Raw genomic sequence first — 14,537 nt, forward strand, 5'->3', positions numbered from 1 at the left:
CGCTACGGGCCCAGCAGGCGCCGGATGGCGGCGGCCACGGCGGCCACGTCCGGCTGCTCGTCCCGCCTGACGGTGAGCAGGTGGAGCAGGAGACCGTCGCCGTAGTCCGCCACATCCCGCGCACGCGCTCCCGCATCCGCTACGCCCATGGCGGTGAGGGCCAGTTCCAGGTTGCCCACCAGTAGCTGGTGGCCGGCGGTCACGGCTTCGGGGCGGTCCAGCGAGAAGGCCATCCGTGCCCGGCTCATACCGCCATGCTGCCTGGCCAGCGTCACCACCGTTGCCGCCAGCCGGCCGGCGAGTTCCTCGACATTTCGTGGCGGCCCTGCCGCCCCCTGTTCCCGCAGGAGTCCGGCGTCCAGGTCCAGCAGCCGGTCCAGCACCGCGTCAACAAGAGTGGCACGGCTCCGGTAGTAGTTGGAGGTGGTCCCTTCGGCGAGTTCCGCCGCGGCATCCACCGCACGGTGGGTCAGCCCCTTCATGCCTTTATCCGCCACCACCGCCAGGGCGGCGTCGAGGAGCTGGGTCCGGCGGTCAGGCATGGCCCCAGTCTAATAACAGGGGGCATCGGCATCTTCCCGGTGTACTACAAAAGTAGTAAATTGGGTCAATGGAAACACTCTCGATTGTGGGCGGCGGCATCGCAGGGCTGGCCCTTGCCACGATCCTGGACCCGGACAAGTTCCAGGTGACTGTCTACGAGAAGCGGCCGGAGCTGCCCGCCGTGGGCAACGCCCTGGGAATGTGGCCCAATGCCCAGCGCGCGCTGGCGCGGCTGGGCATCCTTGACGAAGCGAAGGCGGCCAGCCCGGTGATCGGCAGCGGTTCGGTGCGGGACGCGCAGGGCAAGCCGTGGATCACAGTCGATGCGGGGGACATGTTCGGCATTTCCAGGGTCGATCTGCTGCGGCTGCTCAACGCCGCCGTCCCGGGGACCGTCCGCCGGGTCACCAGCAACGTCCGCGGGATTCCCGCGGACGGCGGACTGGTGGTGGGCGCTGACGGAGTGCACAGCGTTGTCCGGCGGGAGGTTTGGGGTGCCGCCACGGACGCCCGCCTCACCCCGTACCTGGCCCTCCGCGGGACCCTTTCCACTGCCGTCAGCCAGGACGAGGTGGGTGAATACTGGGGCCGCGGCGACCTCTTCGGCATGGCCGCCGCGCGGGGCGGGTCCTTCTGGTACGCCAGCTACCGGTCCGGGGCCGGCCCCTACGGCATTGACGCCGCGTCAGTACTGAACCAGGCGCGGGAGCGCTACGCCACCCATGCGCCCGCCATCCGCCGCACCCTCGCCGCAGCCACTCCCGGGGAGTGCCTCGTCCAGCGGCTTTGGACGGTTCCGCGGCTGGGCTCCTACGTGCGTGGCCGCGCCGTGCTCATCGGCGATGCCGCGCACGCCATGATGCCCACCCTGGGCCGCGGCGCCTGCGAATCCCTGGTGGACGCGGTGACGCTCGGCGACCTCCTCAACACCTTGCCTGAAACCCAGGCGCTCCGCGCTTACGACAGGCAGCGCCGGATCCGGACCCGCGCCCTGAGTCTGGCGTCCACGGCGATGGGGCGCATCGCGCTCGCGGACGGTGCGCAACCGTTCCGGGACCGGCTGCTCGGCCTGGCCCGACGGCGGAACCCGCGCGCCGCCGTCGTCCGCGGTCCTGTGGGCTGATCCGCGCCCTAAGGGTCACCGCACGGGTGCGGCAGGGACCCTGCTGTCGGCACCGGACGCTGGTGATCCGGCGGCCGGCGGCACATCGGTGGCATCGATGCTGCCCGACGGCGGAACCGCCGGCAGCCGCTTTCGGTTGCGGCGTCGCCCGGACCGGCCATAGACGAGGTACATCGTGACGCCGGTGATGACCATCAGCAGCACGGTGTACACGAACGTGTTCGCGACGCCTTCGGTGCCCTCGGCACCGTCAGTGTTCGCCTTGATGACCAGGCCCAGTGGCTGGACCAGCGGGTGGGCCAGGAAGATGGCGGTGTCGTAATCGTCCAGGAGGCTGTTGAAGTTCAGTGCGGTGATGGCCGCTGCCGCCGGGAGCACCAGCGGCAACAGGATCCGGCGGAACACGTACAGGGTCTTGGCGCCCATGATGGCGGCGGCTTCCTCCAGCGAGGAATTCACCGAGGCGAACGACGCCTTCAGCATCCGCAGGGTGAAAGGGATCTTCACGGTGACGAACGCGATCAGCAGGATCACTGTGGTCCCGGTCAGGACCGCCCCGCCCACCAGCGGATTCGGGTGGTCGTAGCTAATGATCAGGCCCAGCGCCAACAGGGCGGACGGCAGGATCCAGGGGATATGCAGCAGGTACTCAAAGACTGACGCCACCCAGTTCCGGTACTTCTGCAGCAGCCGGGCCACGAACAGCAGGCCGCCCACCGCGATTACAGCCGCCAGTGCGCTGTACACCACGCTGACGACGAACGGCCGCAAACCGGCCGGCTGCGTCAGCACCCGGACATAGTTATCCAGGGTCAGGCTGCCCGGCGAGAGCTGTCCGGTCTGGATGGCGGCGCCGTCAGCGAAGGAGTACAGCACAATAAGCACCACCGGCAGCGTGTACACCGCAAACAGCAGGTATGCCACCGCGTGGACGGCCACGTTGGCCACCGGGTTGGTGATGTCCTGTTTCTGCAGCTCCGAGGACACCTTGGATACCGAGAAGTACGTGCCGCCCTTCTCCAATCGGGACATCACCGCCAGCATCACCATGGTGGCCAGGCCCAGGATGACGGCCAGCAGGGCAGCCAGGTCGCGCGACGTGGGGCTGTTGGTGAACGTCAGGATCATGGGCGTGATGGTCTGGAATTCCCGTCCGCCGAGGACCTGCGGCGCGCTCAGGGCGCCGAGTCCGGTCAGAAAGGACAGGATGGTGACGGCAAACAGTGTGGGCTTCAGCATGGGCAGGACGATCCGCCGCAGGATGGTCCACGTCGAAGCGCCAAGGTTCTTCGCCGCCTCGATGGTTTGGTAGTCCACCCCCTTCAGCGCGTTGGCCACGAACAGCATGTGGTTGGTGGTGGTGGCAAACGTCATGACCACCAGCACCGCGAAGAAGCCGGAGAACCAGGCGGGGTCCATGGAGGGGAACACCTGCAGCAGCAGTGAGGTGACGATTCCCTTGTCCCCATAGATGAACTTGTACCCCGCCGCCAGCACGATGCCGCCGTAAATGAAGGTGGTGGCGTAGCCCAGGAACAGGACCCGCGATCCCCGGATCCGGAAGTAGTACGTCACCAGCACAATGAAGATGCCAACGGCGTTGACCGTGATGGAGAGGGCAACCGCCAGCAGGAAGCTGTTGCCCAGTGCCTTCATGGCGCGCTGCGAGGAAAACAGTTTCTCCGCCGCCCGCCCCGAAAAACTGCCGTCCGGGAAGAAAGTGGCAATCAGGACGTTGATGTTCGGCCACACCAGGAACGCCGCGATGAACCAGGTGAGGATGACGCCCACCACCAGGACGAACGGGGAGCGGACCATCGCACGGACGGGAGTTCCGCTCATGGCAGGGCGACCGCCTGGTCCTGACGGTCCTGCTCCTGAAGCGCCGCGCCTGTCTCGGAGTGGTACTGCAGGATGTGGTCCGGCCGCACGTACACGGTGGTTTCCGTGCCCGGTTCGGGGTGGGCGCCGCCGTCCTCGCGCACCAGCAGGCGGATGTCCGCGCCGTGGCTGCGCACCACGTACCTGCTGTGCAGGCCGTGGTAGGTCCGGGACAGCACCTTTCCGGGAAGTCCGACGGCGGTGCCGCCTCCTGCGGGCGCATCCAGGGACGCCTTTTCCACCCGCAGGTAGGAGCTTGCCCGGGTGCTGAGCTGGGCGCCGGACGCAGCGTTGACCTGCGCCACGAATTCCGGTGTCAGGGTGGAGCTGTCACCGATGAAATTGCAGACGAATTCCGTGGCGGCGTGGTCATAGATCTCCTGCGGTGTGCCCACCTGCTCCACTACGCCCTTGTTGAAGACCGCCACCCGGTCGCTCATGGCCAGGGCCTCGTCCTGGTCGTGGGTGACATAGACGGTGGTGATGCCGAACTCGCTTTGCAGGTCCTTGAGCTGCTGCCTCAGCTGGTGGCGGAGCTTGGCATCGAGGTTGGACAACGGCTCGTCCAGCAGCAGGATCTTGGGCCGCAGGACGAGTGCCCGGGCCACCGCCACCCGCTGTTGCTGCCCGCCGGAGAGCTCGGCGACGTTTTTGGCCAACTGCTCGTCGCTGAGTTCCACCCGGTGTGCGATGTCCCGGACCATCCTGTCGCTGTCGGCGCCTTTCTCCTTCCGGACGCGCAGCCCAAAGGCGATGTTTTCCCACACGCTCATGCTGGGAAACAGGGCATAGTTCTGGAACACCATGCCCACCTGCCGCTTGTCGCTGGGAAGCCGGGTGACATCCTTTCCGTCCACTGTGACCGTACCCCCGGCCGGCTGGATGAAGCCGGCCAGGGTGCGCAGCGCCGTCGTTTTCCCACATCCGGAGGGCCCCAGCAGCGTGAAGAACTCGCCGGGCCGGACGTGCAGGTCCAGGTGCGGAATGGCGGTGAAGTCGCCGAAGGAAACTTTGATGCTGTCCAAGCGGATCATGGCAAACCTGTCTGTGGAACTCGGGCGGGGCGGAAGGCTGGCGCCGGGCTACGTCATGTATTCGAGTTCGATCTTCTCCACCCAGGCGCCCATGTTCTCCTGCACGAACTCCCAGTCAATGTCCTGCTGCTTGAGGTCCGCGAAGAAGTCCACCACCTCGGGGTTGGCCTGTGCCTGGGCCGACTTGTTCACGGGCATGGAGTTGAACTGCTTGGCGAACTGGCCCTGGACGTCGGCACTGCCGAACCAATCGATGAACTTTTGTGCCTGGTCCTTCTTCTTGGTGCCCTTGACGAGTGCGATCTGCTCCACCGCGAGGGGGACGCCAACGGAGGGTATGACGGTGTCCACATTCACCTTGAAGGACTTTTCCCGGTCGGCGATGATCGAGGACGGCATCTGCCCCATGTCCACTTCACCCGACGCGATGCGGGCGAAAAGATCGGTCTTGGCCACGGCGGGGCTGCCGTTCTGGAAGTACTGTTCCACCTGCTTCCAGCCCTCATCCGAAATTCCGAGGTCGCCGGAATCGTCACGGTACCGGCTGAGGATGCCGGCAAAGACGAGTTGGGCCGTGGCGGTGCCCAGGCCGGTGACCCGCTCGTACCGGGCCTTGAACTCATCCTTGGTCCACAGGTCCGTCCAGTCTTTCGGTGCAGCATCCTTGGAGAACCTGTCCGAGTTGTAGCCCAGCAGGATGGCCTGCTTCACCAGCGGCCAGTAGGTCTCGCCGTCCGCCAGTTGGGTGTCCACCTCGCCGGCCCAGGCGGGCTTATAGGGTTCCAGTGCGTCCGCGGCTTTGACCTGGGAGAAGTACATGTTGTTCAGCCCGAAGGCGACGTCCGCGATGGGGTTGTTCTTCTCGGCGATGAGCTTGTTGGTGGCATCAGCGCCGCCGGCCCCCACAATTTCGATCTTGAACCCGGCTTCGCCCGCCTTCTGGGTCAGCCAGTCCCCGCGGCCTTCGCCGTTGGAGTTGGTGTACACCACCAGGGTGTCGCCGGATCCTCCGGCCGGGGCGGAAGAAGCCTCACCCGAGGCTCCGGGTGCGGCTTCTCCGCCGCATCCGGCAAGCAGGGTGACGGCGACGGCGGCGGCAACCAAGGTCTGTAATTTACGCACGATCAGGACTCATTTCTGCACTGGAACCGGAGCATGTCCGCACAGCCTATAGCCGGGCACGCGGAATGCGGGGCTGCTATTGCTATCGATTCGATAAACAGCCCGGCTGCCTAAGTTGGTCCAGCGAAGAGAACGCCTGGTGGTCTAGGAGTGAACGCGGGGTGAAGCGTCAGTCCTGCTGCAGTGTTTCCGTCAGGTGGTGGGTGGGGATCCTGTCCCGGTCGTAGGTGATTTCGGTGTATCCATGCGGTTCCGGCGTGCCGGCGTTGTTGAGGTTGACGAAGACAATTTCCTCGATGGTGAGGATGCTTTGCCGGGTGATCATGTTGCGCACTTCCGCCCGCATCGTCAGCGAGGCCCGGCCAAACTTCGTGGGGGTCAGGCCCATTTCAATCAGGTCGCCCTGGACGGCGGAGCTCACGAAGTTGATTTCCGAGATGTACTTCGTGACGGCCCGGCCATTGCCCAGTTGGAGGATGGCGTAAATGGCGGCTTCCTCATCGATCCATTTCAGCAGGCTTCCGCCGAACAGGGTCCCGTTGGCGTTCAGGTCTTCTGGCCGGACCCATTTGCGGGTGCGGAAGGTGATGTCTGCTGTTTCCATAGGCCGAGGTTAGCCGAGGCAGGGAGGGCCGCATGCAGTGTGACGCCCCACGGTTCAGCCGCTAGGCCATGGCTGTGTGGGCTGCGCTGTGCGAGTCGATGCTTTTGGCGTAGCAGGACGAGTGTTTGACGCCCACATAGGGGCCGAAGTTGGGCACCGGCTCAAAGCCGGAGTTCTGGTAGAAATTCCGGCCGTCCGATTGCGCCGAGCCTGCTTCGGCCTTGATGCGGGTGATGCCTTGCTTGTAGGCCTCCGCCTCCAGGGCAGCGAGGACCGAACTGGCCACGCCGGAGCCGCGGGTATACGGAACCACGTAGAGCCGCTTGATTTCGGCGGTAGTGGCATCCAGCAGCCGCAGCCCGCCGCAGCCCACGGGCTGGCCGGACCCCTTGTCGTACGCCACGAGGAAGACGGCGCAGTCAGCCTCCGACGGCGGAGGCCCGGGTTCGTGGTCTGCAGAACCAAAGCGGGCGTCGAGTTCGGCCTGCTGCGCGCGCCTAAGGGCTGCGCCCACAGGGTGTGACCAGGCAACCTGCCTGATGTTCAGCCGCGGATTGGTCTGCATGTAGGCCTCGATTCGCCGAAGGGTTATGCAGATCAAGGCTAGGAGCGGCGGGTTACGCGGGTGTTTCTTGCCGGTTAGGGTCCGGATAACGTCATATGCCCTCAGCGGAGGTAGCACCGGCAACTAGCTTGGTTGTCTAGTTAGCAGTTGGCCTAAGATATAGGCATGGTTTCTACAGGCAACGAGGGTTCAGGGTACTGGTACGGACCCGACGGTCAGTTGGACTACGGAGCGGCGGTTCTCAAGTCGCTCCGGGACTACAGGGCGGCGGAAACCATCATCCGCAGGTCCACCCGCGACTCCATGGGCATGGGCGAAACCGATATCCTCGCCCTCCGCTACCTTCTGCGGGCGCAGGCCTCCGGGAAAACGGTGGTACCCAAGGACCTTAGCCAGTTCCTTGGGATCACCAGCGCCTCCACGACCTCTCTTATTGACAGGCTGGTGTCCAGCGGGCACGTCCGCCGGGAGGCCCACCCCTCGGACCGGCGCTCCGTTGTTGTCGTTCCCACTGTTGAGTCGGATACCGAAGTACGGGAAACCCTCGGCGCCATGCACAAGCGGATGATGTCCGTCGCGGAGTCGTTGAGCGCCGAGGAGGCGAGGATCGTCGTCGCGTTCCTGCAGAAGATGGCGGACGCCATTGGGGTGCTGGACGAAGAACACCATAAATTATCTAGCTAAACTAGCTAGATAACCTAGTTATATGTAAGCTTACGATCAACCCGAAGAAACTGCCCGATGGAGTAGTGAGCGCGTTGATGACGTTTGAGAAGACTTTTGCTGGGGGAGTAGGGCACACCGTTCACTGCGGTACGCCCATGGAGCTGGTGACGCCTGCGGTGGGGCGTGCAGCCATGGTTTACACGTTCGACCCGGACGAATTGGCGCCGGTAAAGCTCCCTCCGGTGTGGCGCTGCCAGTGCGGTTTCCAGCTCGATGCCTGGGTTCCGTACGGCGGAACCATTCAGGCGTCCCGGTGATCGCTGGCCGCTTCCTGCTCCGGGAGCGGTTGGGCCGCGGTTCCGTCGCCGAAGTCTTCCGGGCCGTGGATATGGCGGGAGGTCCGGACGTGGCCGTCAAGGTGGCGGCTGACAACACGGCCAAGCAGCATCAGCGCATCCGCAACGAGGCAAGGGTGCTCGCATCGCTGCGGCACCCGTCCATCGTCAGGTACATCGATCAGGGAGTCATGCCGGCCGGCACGTATCGCCCGGGGCATGCCTTCCTGGTTGAAGAGCTGGCGTTGGGAACCAGTCTCTCCGAAGCTGTGCGATCCGACCGCCACAGTGCCGACGCCGTGGCGGTCTGGGCGAGGAGCATGTTCAGCGCCCTGGCCCACCTGCACGCCGCGGGACTGGTGCACCGGGACATCAAGCCGGGAAACCTGATGCTGAGCGGCCTCCGGCGCAGCCCGGTCCGGGTCATCGATTTCGGCATCGCGGCTGTGGCGGGCACGGCCCCGGAGCCCGGAATCTCGTCCGGAACGGTCCATTACATGAGCCCGGAACAGGCTGCAGGCGGTGTTGCCGATCCCTCCTGGGACGTCTACGCCATGGGCCTGGTCCTGCTGGAACTGCTGACCGGATCGAAAGCATTCCCTGGGACGGCGGTTGAGTCACTCGTGGCCAGGACGCTCAGGAGTCCGCACATACCTGAGTCCCTTGGGCCGCGGTGGCACCACTTCCTGAGTTCGCTGACGGCAATGGAAGGCGGAGAACGCCCGACGGCGGATATTGCTTCGGCGATGGCCGCACGGCTGGTGCCTTCGGGCTCCGGCCGACTCAACAATTCTGCGCGGTGCCCCGCGGCCTCGGCCGGCAGCAGTCGCGGCGGGGTGCGTGCCTCTGCGGCAGCGGTTCAGGGCGCCGGAGCGGTGCGTGGACACCGGTGCTAGGGGCGGCTGACGTCCTGCCCCGTGGGATCTTCGGCCGTGGGATCGGCCAGGGCCAGCCCGCCCACCGGGCTGCCTGCCCAGTGGATCAGCTTCCAGCCACTGTCCGGGTCGCCCTCCAGCGCCACAATTCCGGTGTTGGCCAGCACATGTTTGGCCGCAAACTCATGATCGATACCCTCGGCGCGGAGCCCTGCCCAGGTCCTGATGGCTGCACCATGGCTCACCACCGCCACCGTGTCCTGGTGCCCGGCCGTCCTGTCGATGACCCTCGCAATCGCGGCGTCGAACCGGTTGAAGAATGCGTGGCCGTCGGGTCCTGCGGGCATCCGGTTGCCCAGGTCGCCGGCGGCCCAGGAAATCACCGTGCCCATGTACCGCTTATGTGACTCATGATCGGTCAGCTTTTCCAGCGAGCCGGCCTCGATCTCATGCAGCCCGTCCAGCACCGTGACCTCCAGGCCGTGGAGCCTGCCCAGCGGCGCCGCGGTAATCTGCGTGCGGACCAATGTGGAGGCGTAGAGCGCCCGGATTGGTTCGTTAGCCAGCGACCGCGCCATGGCCTCTGCCTGCCGTTCGCCCAATTCGGTCAGGCCCGGTCCCGGGTGGGCCGTGTCCAATTGGCCGAGGACATTTCCGGGCGTCTCTCCGTGGCGGATAAGCAGCAGCTTCATGCCCTCCAGTTTCGCACTCCGCCGTGGTGCCGCCGAAACCATCCGCACCACGGCCCGGACGGCAGGCCGTGGAGAAACGAAAGGCGCCGGACCCTCCCGGGCCCGGCGCCGCCGTCGTACGTGTGGGGGTAGTCCCCCGAACGCTTACTTGAGGTGGTCCACCAGCTGGTCCGCGATGCCCGTGTACTTGCCGGGCGTCAGGGCCAGCAGCCGGGCCTCGGCATCGGCGGACAGGCCCAGGCCCTGCACGAATTCCTGCATCCGCGCGGCGTCCACGCGGTTGCCGCGGGTGAGGTCCTTGAGCCGCTCGTAGGGGTTTTCCATGCCTTCGACGCCGGCAATCGCCTCTGCGCGCATGACCATCTGGATCGCCTCGCCCAGGACTTCCCAGTTGGTGTCCAGGTCACCGGCCAGCACGTCCTCGGCCACGTCAAGGCGCTCCAGGCCCTTGGCCACGTTGGAGATGGCCAGGAGGGAGTGGCCGAATGCCACGCCGATGTTGCGCTGGCTGGAGGAATCGGTGAGGTCCCGCTGCCAGCGGGAGGTCACCAGGGTGGAGCCCAGGACGTCCAGCAGGCCGGAGGAGATCTCCAGGTTTGCCTCGGCGTTTTCGAAGCGGATGGGGTTGACCTTGTGCGGCATGGTGGACGAACCGGTGGCGCCCGCCACCGGGATCTGCGCGAAGTAGCCGATGGAGATGTAGCTCCAGATGTCCGTGCAGACGTTGTGCAGGATGCGGTTGAAGCGCGCCACGTCGGCGTACAGTTCGGCCTGCCAGTCGTGGCTTTCGATCTGCGTGGTCAGGGGGTTCCAGGTCAGGCCGAGGCCCTCCACGAAGGACTTGGAGACCTGCTGCCAGTCGGCGCCGGGGACGGAGGCGACGTGCGCGGCGTAGGTGCCGGTGGCGCCGTTGATCTTGCCCAGGTATTCGGTCCTGGCGATGCGGTCCAGCTGGCGGGTCAGCCGGTGCGCGATGACCGCCAGTTCCTTGCCGAGTGTGGTGGGGGTGGCCGGCTGGCCGTGCGTACGGGACAGCATGGGAACTGCGCGGTTGTCCTCGGCCATCGTGCTGATCTGTGCCACCAGGGCGCGTGCAGCGGGCAGCCACACGTCCTCCACAGCACCCTTGACGCCAAGCGCGTAGGAAAGGTTGTTGATGTCCTCGGACGTGCAGCCAAAGTGGACCATGGCGGTCAGGTTTTCGATGCCGATGGCGGGGAGGCGGCGGCCGATGTAGTACTCCACGGCCTTTACATCGTGCACCGTCACGGCCTCGATTTCGGCCAGTTCCGCCACGGAGGCGGCGTCGAATTCGGTGACGACGGCACGCAGCTGCTGCTGCTGGTCCGCGGACAGGGGGCCCGCGCCGGGAAGGACGTTGTTGCTGGTCAGGTGGATCAGCCATTCAACTTCGACGGCCACGCGGTCCCGGTTAAGCGCTGCCTCAGACAGGTAGTCAACCAGCGGGGCCACTGCCGGCTGGTACCGGCCGTCCAGGGGGCCCAGGGCGATTTTTTCCGTGGACGCGGCGAGGGCCAGGCGTCCTGAGGGCGTGCGGGTATCAGCTGTGGCGGCAGTTTCAGGCATGTGCTGATTCTTTCACGAACTCCGGCGGCGCCTTAAGTGCACCGCTTACGTTACTTATCCACATGGCCGACGGCGGCACTTAGGCTGGTGCGCCGTCTTCCGTAGCGTGGCCCCGTCAGCAGGTAAGCAACAGGTCCGGGGTGCCGGGGAAAGAGGTCACATGGGAAACGTCCTGGGGGATGGACTGCCGGGCGCCGCCGAGCACGTTGCCGCTGATTTGTTGCCCCTCGTGAACCGGCTTGCACGCTGCGGAGCGCGCGTCGAGGAGGCCCTGGCCTGCCTGCGGGACATCCAGATGCTCGACTGGCAATCGCCGGCCGGGCGGGCGTACCGGGACACGGTGGGCCGGCAGGGCGCCGCCCTGCGCCGCGCTGTCGACGCCCTGGAGGTGGCGAGGGCAGCCGTCGCGCGGCACGCTGAGGACACTATGGCGGCGGCCGCCAGTGCCTGCAGGGTGCCCTGATGGACCCGGCGGATGATGCCTATCCGGAGCCCGTCAGGCTGTCCGGCGCGTCGCGGGACGGCCACCTGAGCATTCGGGGCGGCAGCGGCGGCATCGGGGTCCAGCTCGAGGAGTTGACAGCGGGCGCTGAAAAACTGGAGACCCTGGCCGGTGACCTGGCCGCTGTGGAGCAGGAGGCGGGACGAATCCTGGACCAGCTCTGCTGGGCAGACCGGCAGCCGCCCTGGTCCGCTTCCGGGCATATTGCGGCCGTGCGGGACGGCCAGTGGCGGGTCCAGGCCAGCCGGGCGGAGCTGCAGCGGATCAGCAGCCAGGTCCGTGCCTGCATGCATGATTACCAGGATGCGGAGTGGCGGGCCAACGTGGGGAGGACCCTCGGGATCGCCGCCATGACGGAGACCGGTCTCTCGTGGGGCACCATGGCAGCCACCGGCGTTCCGGACCGGCGCGTCACCGAGAACGTCATTGCCATGATGCAACTGGCGGCGCCCCAGGTGCAGGCAGTGAACGAGCATGTCCCCTTGGTCCGGGATGCCCTGATGGCTTTGGTGGCAACCTTCATCCCGCGGCAGATCACGCTGCGGAAGCAGGACGCGGTCCAGGTGGACCTGGACACGTCACCTGCAGGGTTGTTGGAGCGGCTTCAGGAAGTGGAGGCCCGCGGTGCCGGAGCCCTTGAGGTCCTGGAAGTGGATAACGGCGGCGAAAAGGCCTATGTGGTCATTGTTCCGGGGACCCAGGCTGCCGGAAGGGACGCCGGCGGGGACAACCCCTTTGATGAGGCGGGCATTGTGGAGTCCATGCTGTACAACTCCAGGGAAGTGAATGAGGCTGTCCTCGCGGCGCTGGACGAAGCTGGAGCAGAAAAGGGCGCTCCCGTGGTTGCTGTAGGTTACAGCCAGGGCGGCATCCATGCCATGAACATGGCAGCGGATCCCCGGGTATTGGAGCAATACGACGTGAAGTATGTCCTCACCGCAGGGTCTCCGGTGGCAGGGATCAAGACCCGTGAGGAGGTGGAGTCCCTGCACCTTGAGCATCAGGCGGACTGGGTTCCCGGCAGCGACGGTGCCGCCAACCCCGAAACCCGCAACCGGGTGACCGTATCGGTGGACACGCCGATCGCGCCCGGTGGGGACAAGGGCCTTGGTCCCGGCCACCGCCTGGGCGGGTACCAGGACGCCGCCCGGCTGGTGGCAGCGAGCAATGATCCGTCGCTCGTACACTCGACGGCGGTGCTGGGCGGTGTGCTTGGTGCCGGGGGAGCCGCCACGGCCACGCGGTATTCCCTGACCCGGGCCAAGGGCCCCTCCACTACCCTTGCACCGCCGGATCCCCGCGCCCACGAACGCCACCTTGGGGGCCGCTAGCCATGACTGTTGCAGTGTTCAGGCGATCTGGGCGGCGGGAATCTCGGCGTAGCGGTTGGAGCGGGTCTTTGCGGGCGCCGGGGCAGGCTCCGGAACTGTCGGCGGAGTGAGCGCCGGCGGTGGAGCCGGCGGCTGCGCCACAGGGCAGCGGAAGTTGTAATCGAGGTTACCGGCGGTGAACTGCGTGAGTGCCACGACGCCGCCGGAGCTGAGGGGAGCAGCCCCGCAAAGATCCGCCGCGCTGGAGGTGGATTCAGCGCCCGCCAGCCAGCTCTTCAGGGAGTAGAGGTTGCTGTGGGGGCCCACCTCACCCACAATTTCGCCGAACTGGTAGCCGGTGGAATATATGCCTACCTCCACCCCGGCGCCCTGGAGGTAGGCGGTCATGCCCTCCAGCTCCGCGGTGTTGGCAGCCTTATTGGACAGCCAGCTGTTACCGGTCTCGACATCCAGCCACCACATGCGGTGGGAAGCACCGCCTCCTGCCCCGGCGAGGCTTCCGGCGTCGTTGTATGCCATCGCATAGCCGTGGACATATGCGCAGGCGGGGGATGCGGTGCCATCGCACATCCCGTAGGGGTTTTCGATGTCCGTGCCCATCACGCTGTTGTTTACAGGCCACCATAAGGAGCCCACTGGGCCCGTCGCGGCGGTATTGACGTAGACGGCAGACGGAACTCCCGCCGCTGCCTCGGAGCTGCCATCCGCCCAGGCCAGCTGCTCCGCGAGGCAAGGGTTCGCCGTCGTTGGCCGGCCGCCGTTGATGCCCACCACGGCAAACGCCGGCGGCGTGGGGAGGTGGCCACCGCATTGGGGCCAGGAAACATCGTTGCCCAGAACGGCGGCCTCCTGGGGCGACGGCACGGCTTCGGAATCCGCGTGGGCCGGTCCCGCCTGCCACGCCAGCAGCAGGCAGGCCGCAGCCAGTATTGTGCGTGCCTTCATTCTTTTGCCCCCCGTACCCGGAACTGACAGCTGCGGGCCTTTCGCCGGCCCCGTTCGCAGCCTAGGAGCGGCGGCCCCGGGCGGTCATGGGTAGCGGGTACTGGAGTTTCGGCAGCCAGCCGGGGCGCTGCACCTGCAGGGTACCTGTTTCAGGCTCTTCCGGTACTTGGGCGGAAGCCCACAGTGCGCCGCCTCCCAGCCCACCTTCAGGAAGGCTGCCGGCACGGGTTCATGGAAACGTCAGCGCCGGCTGCCCGGCACAAGCCCGGCCACCAGGGACACCAGGGAGATGATGATCGCGGCCAGGATGGCCGTCCAGAAAAAGGAATCGATGGTGAGATGCACGGGGGTGTAATTGCTGATCCAGGCGGTCAGGTAGAGCATGGCGGCGTTGATGACAATCGCGAACAGGCCAAGCGTCAGGATGGTGATCGGGAGTGCAAGCAGGCTCACCAGCGGCCGCACCAAGGCGTTGACCACACCGAAAATGAGGCCGATGAATAGATAGGCCAAGACTATTCCAATGGTTTCGGTGTCCTGCGAGATGCCGGTCCGTGCCACGGCATCGGAGGTGGCAGTGCTGGTGATGTCCATGCCCGGCAGGACCCAGCTTGCTACCCACAGGGCGGCTGCGTTGAAGATGACCCGAAGAATGAAGGAACCCATGGCCCCATGCTTCCACAACAGCCTTTGGACATCCTGGCAAACCTGCTCCGGAGAGGGGTGCCTGGC

General features: G+C 66.0%; 16 protein-coding genes. 6 read left to right on the plus strand and 10 right to left on the minus strand.

What is annotated here, in order from left to right; translation table 11 throughout:
* Positions 1–2: 2 nt before the first annotated feature.
* Positions 3–542, minus strand: coding sequence for a TetR family transcriptional regulator (locus QE394_RS09950; RefSeq protein WP_056080466.1), 540 nt, complete (start codon positions 540–542; stop codon positions 3–5).
* 68 nt (positions 543–610) lie between these two features.
* On the opposite strand from QE394_RS09950, the gene QE394_RS09955 reads away from it, so the two are divergent.
* Positions 611–1,666, plus strand: a complete 1,056-nt coding sequence (locus QE394_RS09955; RefSeq protein WP_349034414.1) for an FAD-dependent monooxygenase — start codon at positions 611–613, stop codon at positions 1,664–1,666.
* Positions 1,667–1,681: 15 nt separating this feature from the next.
* Here QE394_RS09955 and QE394_RS09960 read toward each other — a convergent pair whose 3' ends face one another.
* From QE394_RS09960 to QE394_RS09980, 5 genes are all read right to left on the minus strand, one after another.
* Positions 1,682–3,508 (minus strand): iron ABC transporter permease, encoded by a 1,827-nt coding sequence (locus QE394_RS09960; RefSeq protein WP_349034415.1) that lies wholly within the window; start codon positions 3,506–3,508, stop codon positions 1,682–1,684.
* On the minus strand, positions 3,505–4,581 hold the full coding sequence (locus QE394_RS09965) for an ABC transporter ATP-binding protein (protein WP_349034416.1): 1,077 nt from the start codon (positions 4,579–4,581) through the stop codon (positions 3,505–3,507). The genes QE394_RS09960 and QE394_RS09965 overlap by 4 nt, the downstream gene beginning before the upstream one ends.
* 48 nt (positions 4,582–4,629) lie before the next feature.
* Positions 4,630–5,703, minus strand: a complete 1,074-nt coding sequence (locus tag QE394_RS09970) for an extracellular solute-binding protein (protein ID WP_261618964.1) — start codon at positions 5,701–5,703, stop codon at positions 4,630–4,632.
* Between the two features lie 169 nt (positions 5,704–5,872).
* Complete coding sequence (locus tag QE394_RS09975) at positions 5,873–6,307, minus strand: hotdog domain-containing protein (RefSeq protein WP_349034417.1); 435 nt, start codon at positions 6,305–6,307, stop codon at positions 5,873–5,875.
* 61 nt (positions 6,308–6,368) lie between these two features.
* A complete protein-coding gene (locus QE394_RS09980; RefSeq protein WP_349034418.1) occupies positions 6,369–6,872 on the minus strand; it encodes a GNAT family N-acetyltransferase in 504 nt (167 codons plus the stop codon).
* 165 nt (positions 6,873–7,037) lie between these two features.
* Here QE394_RS09980 and QE394_RS09985 point away from each other — a divergent pair, with 165 nt between their 5' ends.
* From QE394_RS09985 to QE394_RS09995, 3 genes are all read left to right on the plus strand, one after another.
* Positions 7,038–7,556: a MarR family transcriptional regulator gene (locus QE394_RS09985; RefSeq protein WP_261618965.1), complete on the plus strand. Its 519-nt coding sequence runs from the start codon at positions 7,038–7,040 to the stop codon at positions 7,554–7,556.
* Between the two features lie 77 nt (positions 7,557–7,633).
* A complete protein-coding gene (locus tag QE394_RS09990) occupies positions 7,634–7,855 on the plus strand; it encodes a hypothetical protein (protein ID WP_349034419.1) in 222 nt (73 codons plus the stop codon).
* Entirely contained in the window at positions 7,852–8,769 is a 918-nt protein-coding gene (locus QE394_RS09995; protein ID WP_235501513.1) for a serine/threonine-protein kinase, read from the plus strand. The genes QE394_RS09990 and QE394_RS09995 overlap by 4 nt, the downstream gene beginning before the upstream one ends.
* On the opposite strand, the gene QE394_RS10000 is transcribed toward QE394_RS09995, so the two are convergent.
* Both QE394_RS10000 and purB read right to left on the minus strand, forming a co-directional pair.
* Positions 8,766–9,440, minus strand: a complete 675-nt coding sequence (locus QE394_RS10000; protein WP_349034420.1) for a histidine phosphatase family protein — start codon at positions 9,438–9,440, stop codon at positions 8,766–8,768. The genes QE394_RS09995 and QE394_RS10000 overlap by 4 nt on opposite strands.
* A 144-nt stretch (positions 9,441–9,584) precedes the next feature.
* A complete protein-coding gene (gene purB, locus QE394_RS10005; RefSeq protein WP_261618969.1) occupies positions 9,585–11,027 on the minus strand; it encodes an adenylosuccinate lyase in 1,443 nt (480 codons plus the stop codon).
* 160 nt (positions 11,028–11,187) lie between these two features.
* On the opposite strand from purB, the gene QE394_RS10010 reads away from it, so the two are divergent.
* Together QE394_RS10010 and QE394_RS10015 are read left to right on the plus strand one after the other, a co-directional pair.
* Complete coding sequence (locus tag QE394_RS10010) at positions 11,188–11,490, plus strand: hypothetical protein (RefSeq protein ID WP_056080493.1); 303 nt, start codon at positions 11,188–11,190, stop codon at positions 11,488–11,490.
* Entirely contained in the window at positions 11,490–12,860 is a 1,371-nt protein-coding gene (locus QE394_RS10015; RefSeq protein WP_349034421.1) for a hypothetical protein, read from the plus strand. The genes QE394_RS10010 and QE394_RS10015 overlap by 1 nt, the downstream gene beginning before the upstream one ends.
* A gap of 18 nt (positions 12,861–12,878) precedes the next feature.
* On the opposite strand, the gene QE394_RS10020 is transcribed toward QE394_RS10015, so the two are convergent.
* A complete protein-coding gene (locus QE394_RS10020) occupies positions 12,879–13,805 on the minus strand; it encodes a hypothetical protein (RefSeq protein WP_349034422.1) in 927 nt (308 codons plus the stop codon).
* A 240-nt stretch (positions 13,806–14,045) separates the two neighbouring features.
* Positions 14,046–14,471, minus strand: a complete 426-nt coding sequence (locus QE394_RS10025) for a phage holin family protein (RefSeq protein WP_349034423.1) — start codon at positions 14,469–14,471, stop codon at positions 14,046–14,048.
* Between the last annotated feature and the right edge of the window lie 66 nt (positions 14,472–14,537).

Origin of the sequence: Pseudarthrobacter sp. SORGH_AS 212, assembly GCF_030818145.1 — a bacterium.
GTDB lineage: Bacteria > Actinomycetota > Actinomycetes > Actinomycetales > Micrococcaceae > Arthrobacter.

Coding starts and splice junctions, on each gene's coding strand:
- QE394_RS09955 (WP_349034414.1), top strand. CDS start 611: ATGGAAACACTCTCGATTGTGGGCGGCGGCATCGCAGGGCTGGCCCTT.
- QE394_RS10025 (WP_349034423.1), bottom strand. CDS start 14,471: ATGGGTTCCTTCATTCTTCGGGTCATCTTCAACGCAGCCGCCCTGTGG.
- QE394_RS09990 (WP_349034419.1), top strand. CDS start 7,634: ATGACGTTTGAGAAGACTTTTGCTGGGGGAGTAGGGCACACCGTTCAC.
- QE394_RS09985 (WP_261618965.1), top strand. CDS start 7,038: ATGGTTTCTACAGGCAACGAGGGTTCAGGGTACTGGTACGGACCCGAC.
- QE394_RS10010 (WP_056080493.1), top strand. CDS start 11,188: ATGGGAAACGTCCTGGGGGATGGACTGCCGGGCGCCGCCGAGCACGTT.
- QE394_RS10015 (WP_349034421.1), top strand. CDS start 11,490: ATGGACCCGGCGGATGATGCCTATCCGGAGCCCGTCAGGCTGTCCGGC.
- QE394_RS10020 (WP_349034422.1), bottom strand. CDS start 13,805: ATGAAGGCACGCACAATACTGGCTGCGGCCTGCCTGCTGCTGGCGTGG.
- QE394_RS09980 (WP_349034418.1), bottom strand. CDS start 6,872: ATGCAGACCAATCCGCGGCTGAACATCAGGCAGGTTGCCTGGTCACAC.
- purB (WP_261618969.1), bottom strand. CDS start 11,027: ATGCCTGAAACTGCCGCCACAGCTGATACCCGCACGCCCTCAGGACGC.
- QE394_RS10000 (WP_349034420.1), bottom strand. CDS start 9,440: ATGAAGCTGCTGCTTATCCGCCACGGAGAGACGCCCGGAAATGTCCTC.
- QE394_RS09960 (WP_349034415.1), bottom strand. CDS start 3,508: ATGAGCGGAACTCCCGTCCGTGCGATGGTCCGCTCCCCGTTCGTCCTG.
- QE394_RS09950 (WP_056080466.1), bottom strand. CDS start 542: ATGCCTGACCGCCGGACCCAGCTCCTCGACGCCGCCCTGGCGGTGGTG.
- QE394_RS09965 (WP_349034416.1), bottom strand. CDS start 4,581: ATGATCCGCTTGGACAGCATCAAAGTTTCCTTCGGCGACTTCACCGCC.
- QE394_RS09975 (WP_349034417.1), bottom strand. CDS start 6,307: ATGGAAACAGCAGACATCACCTTCCGCACCCGCAAATGGGTCCGGCCA.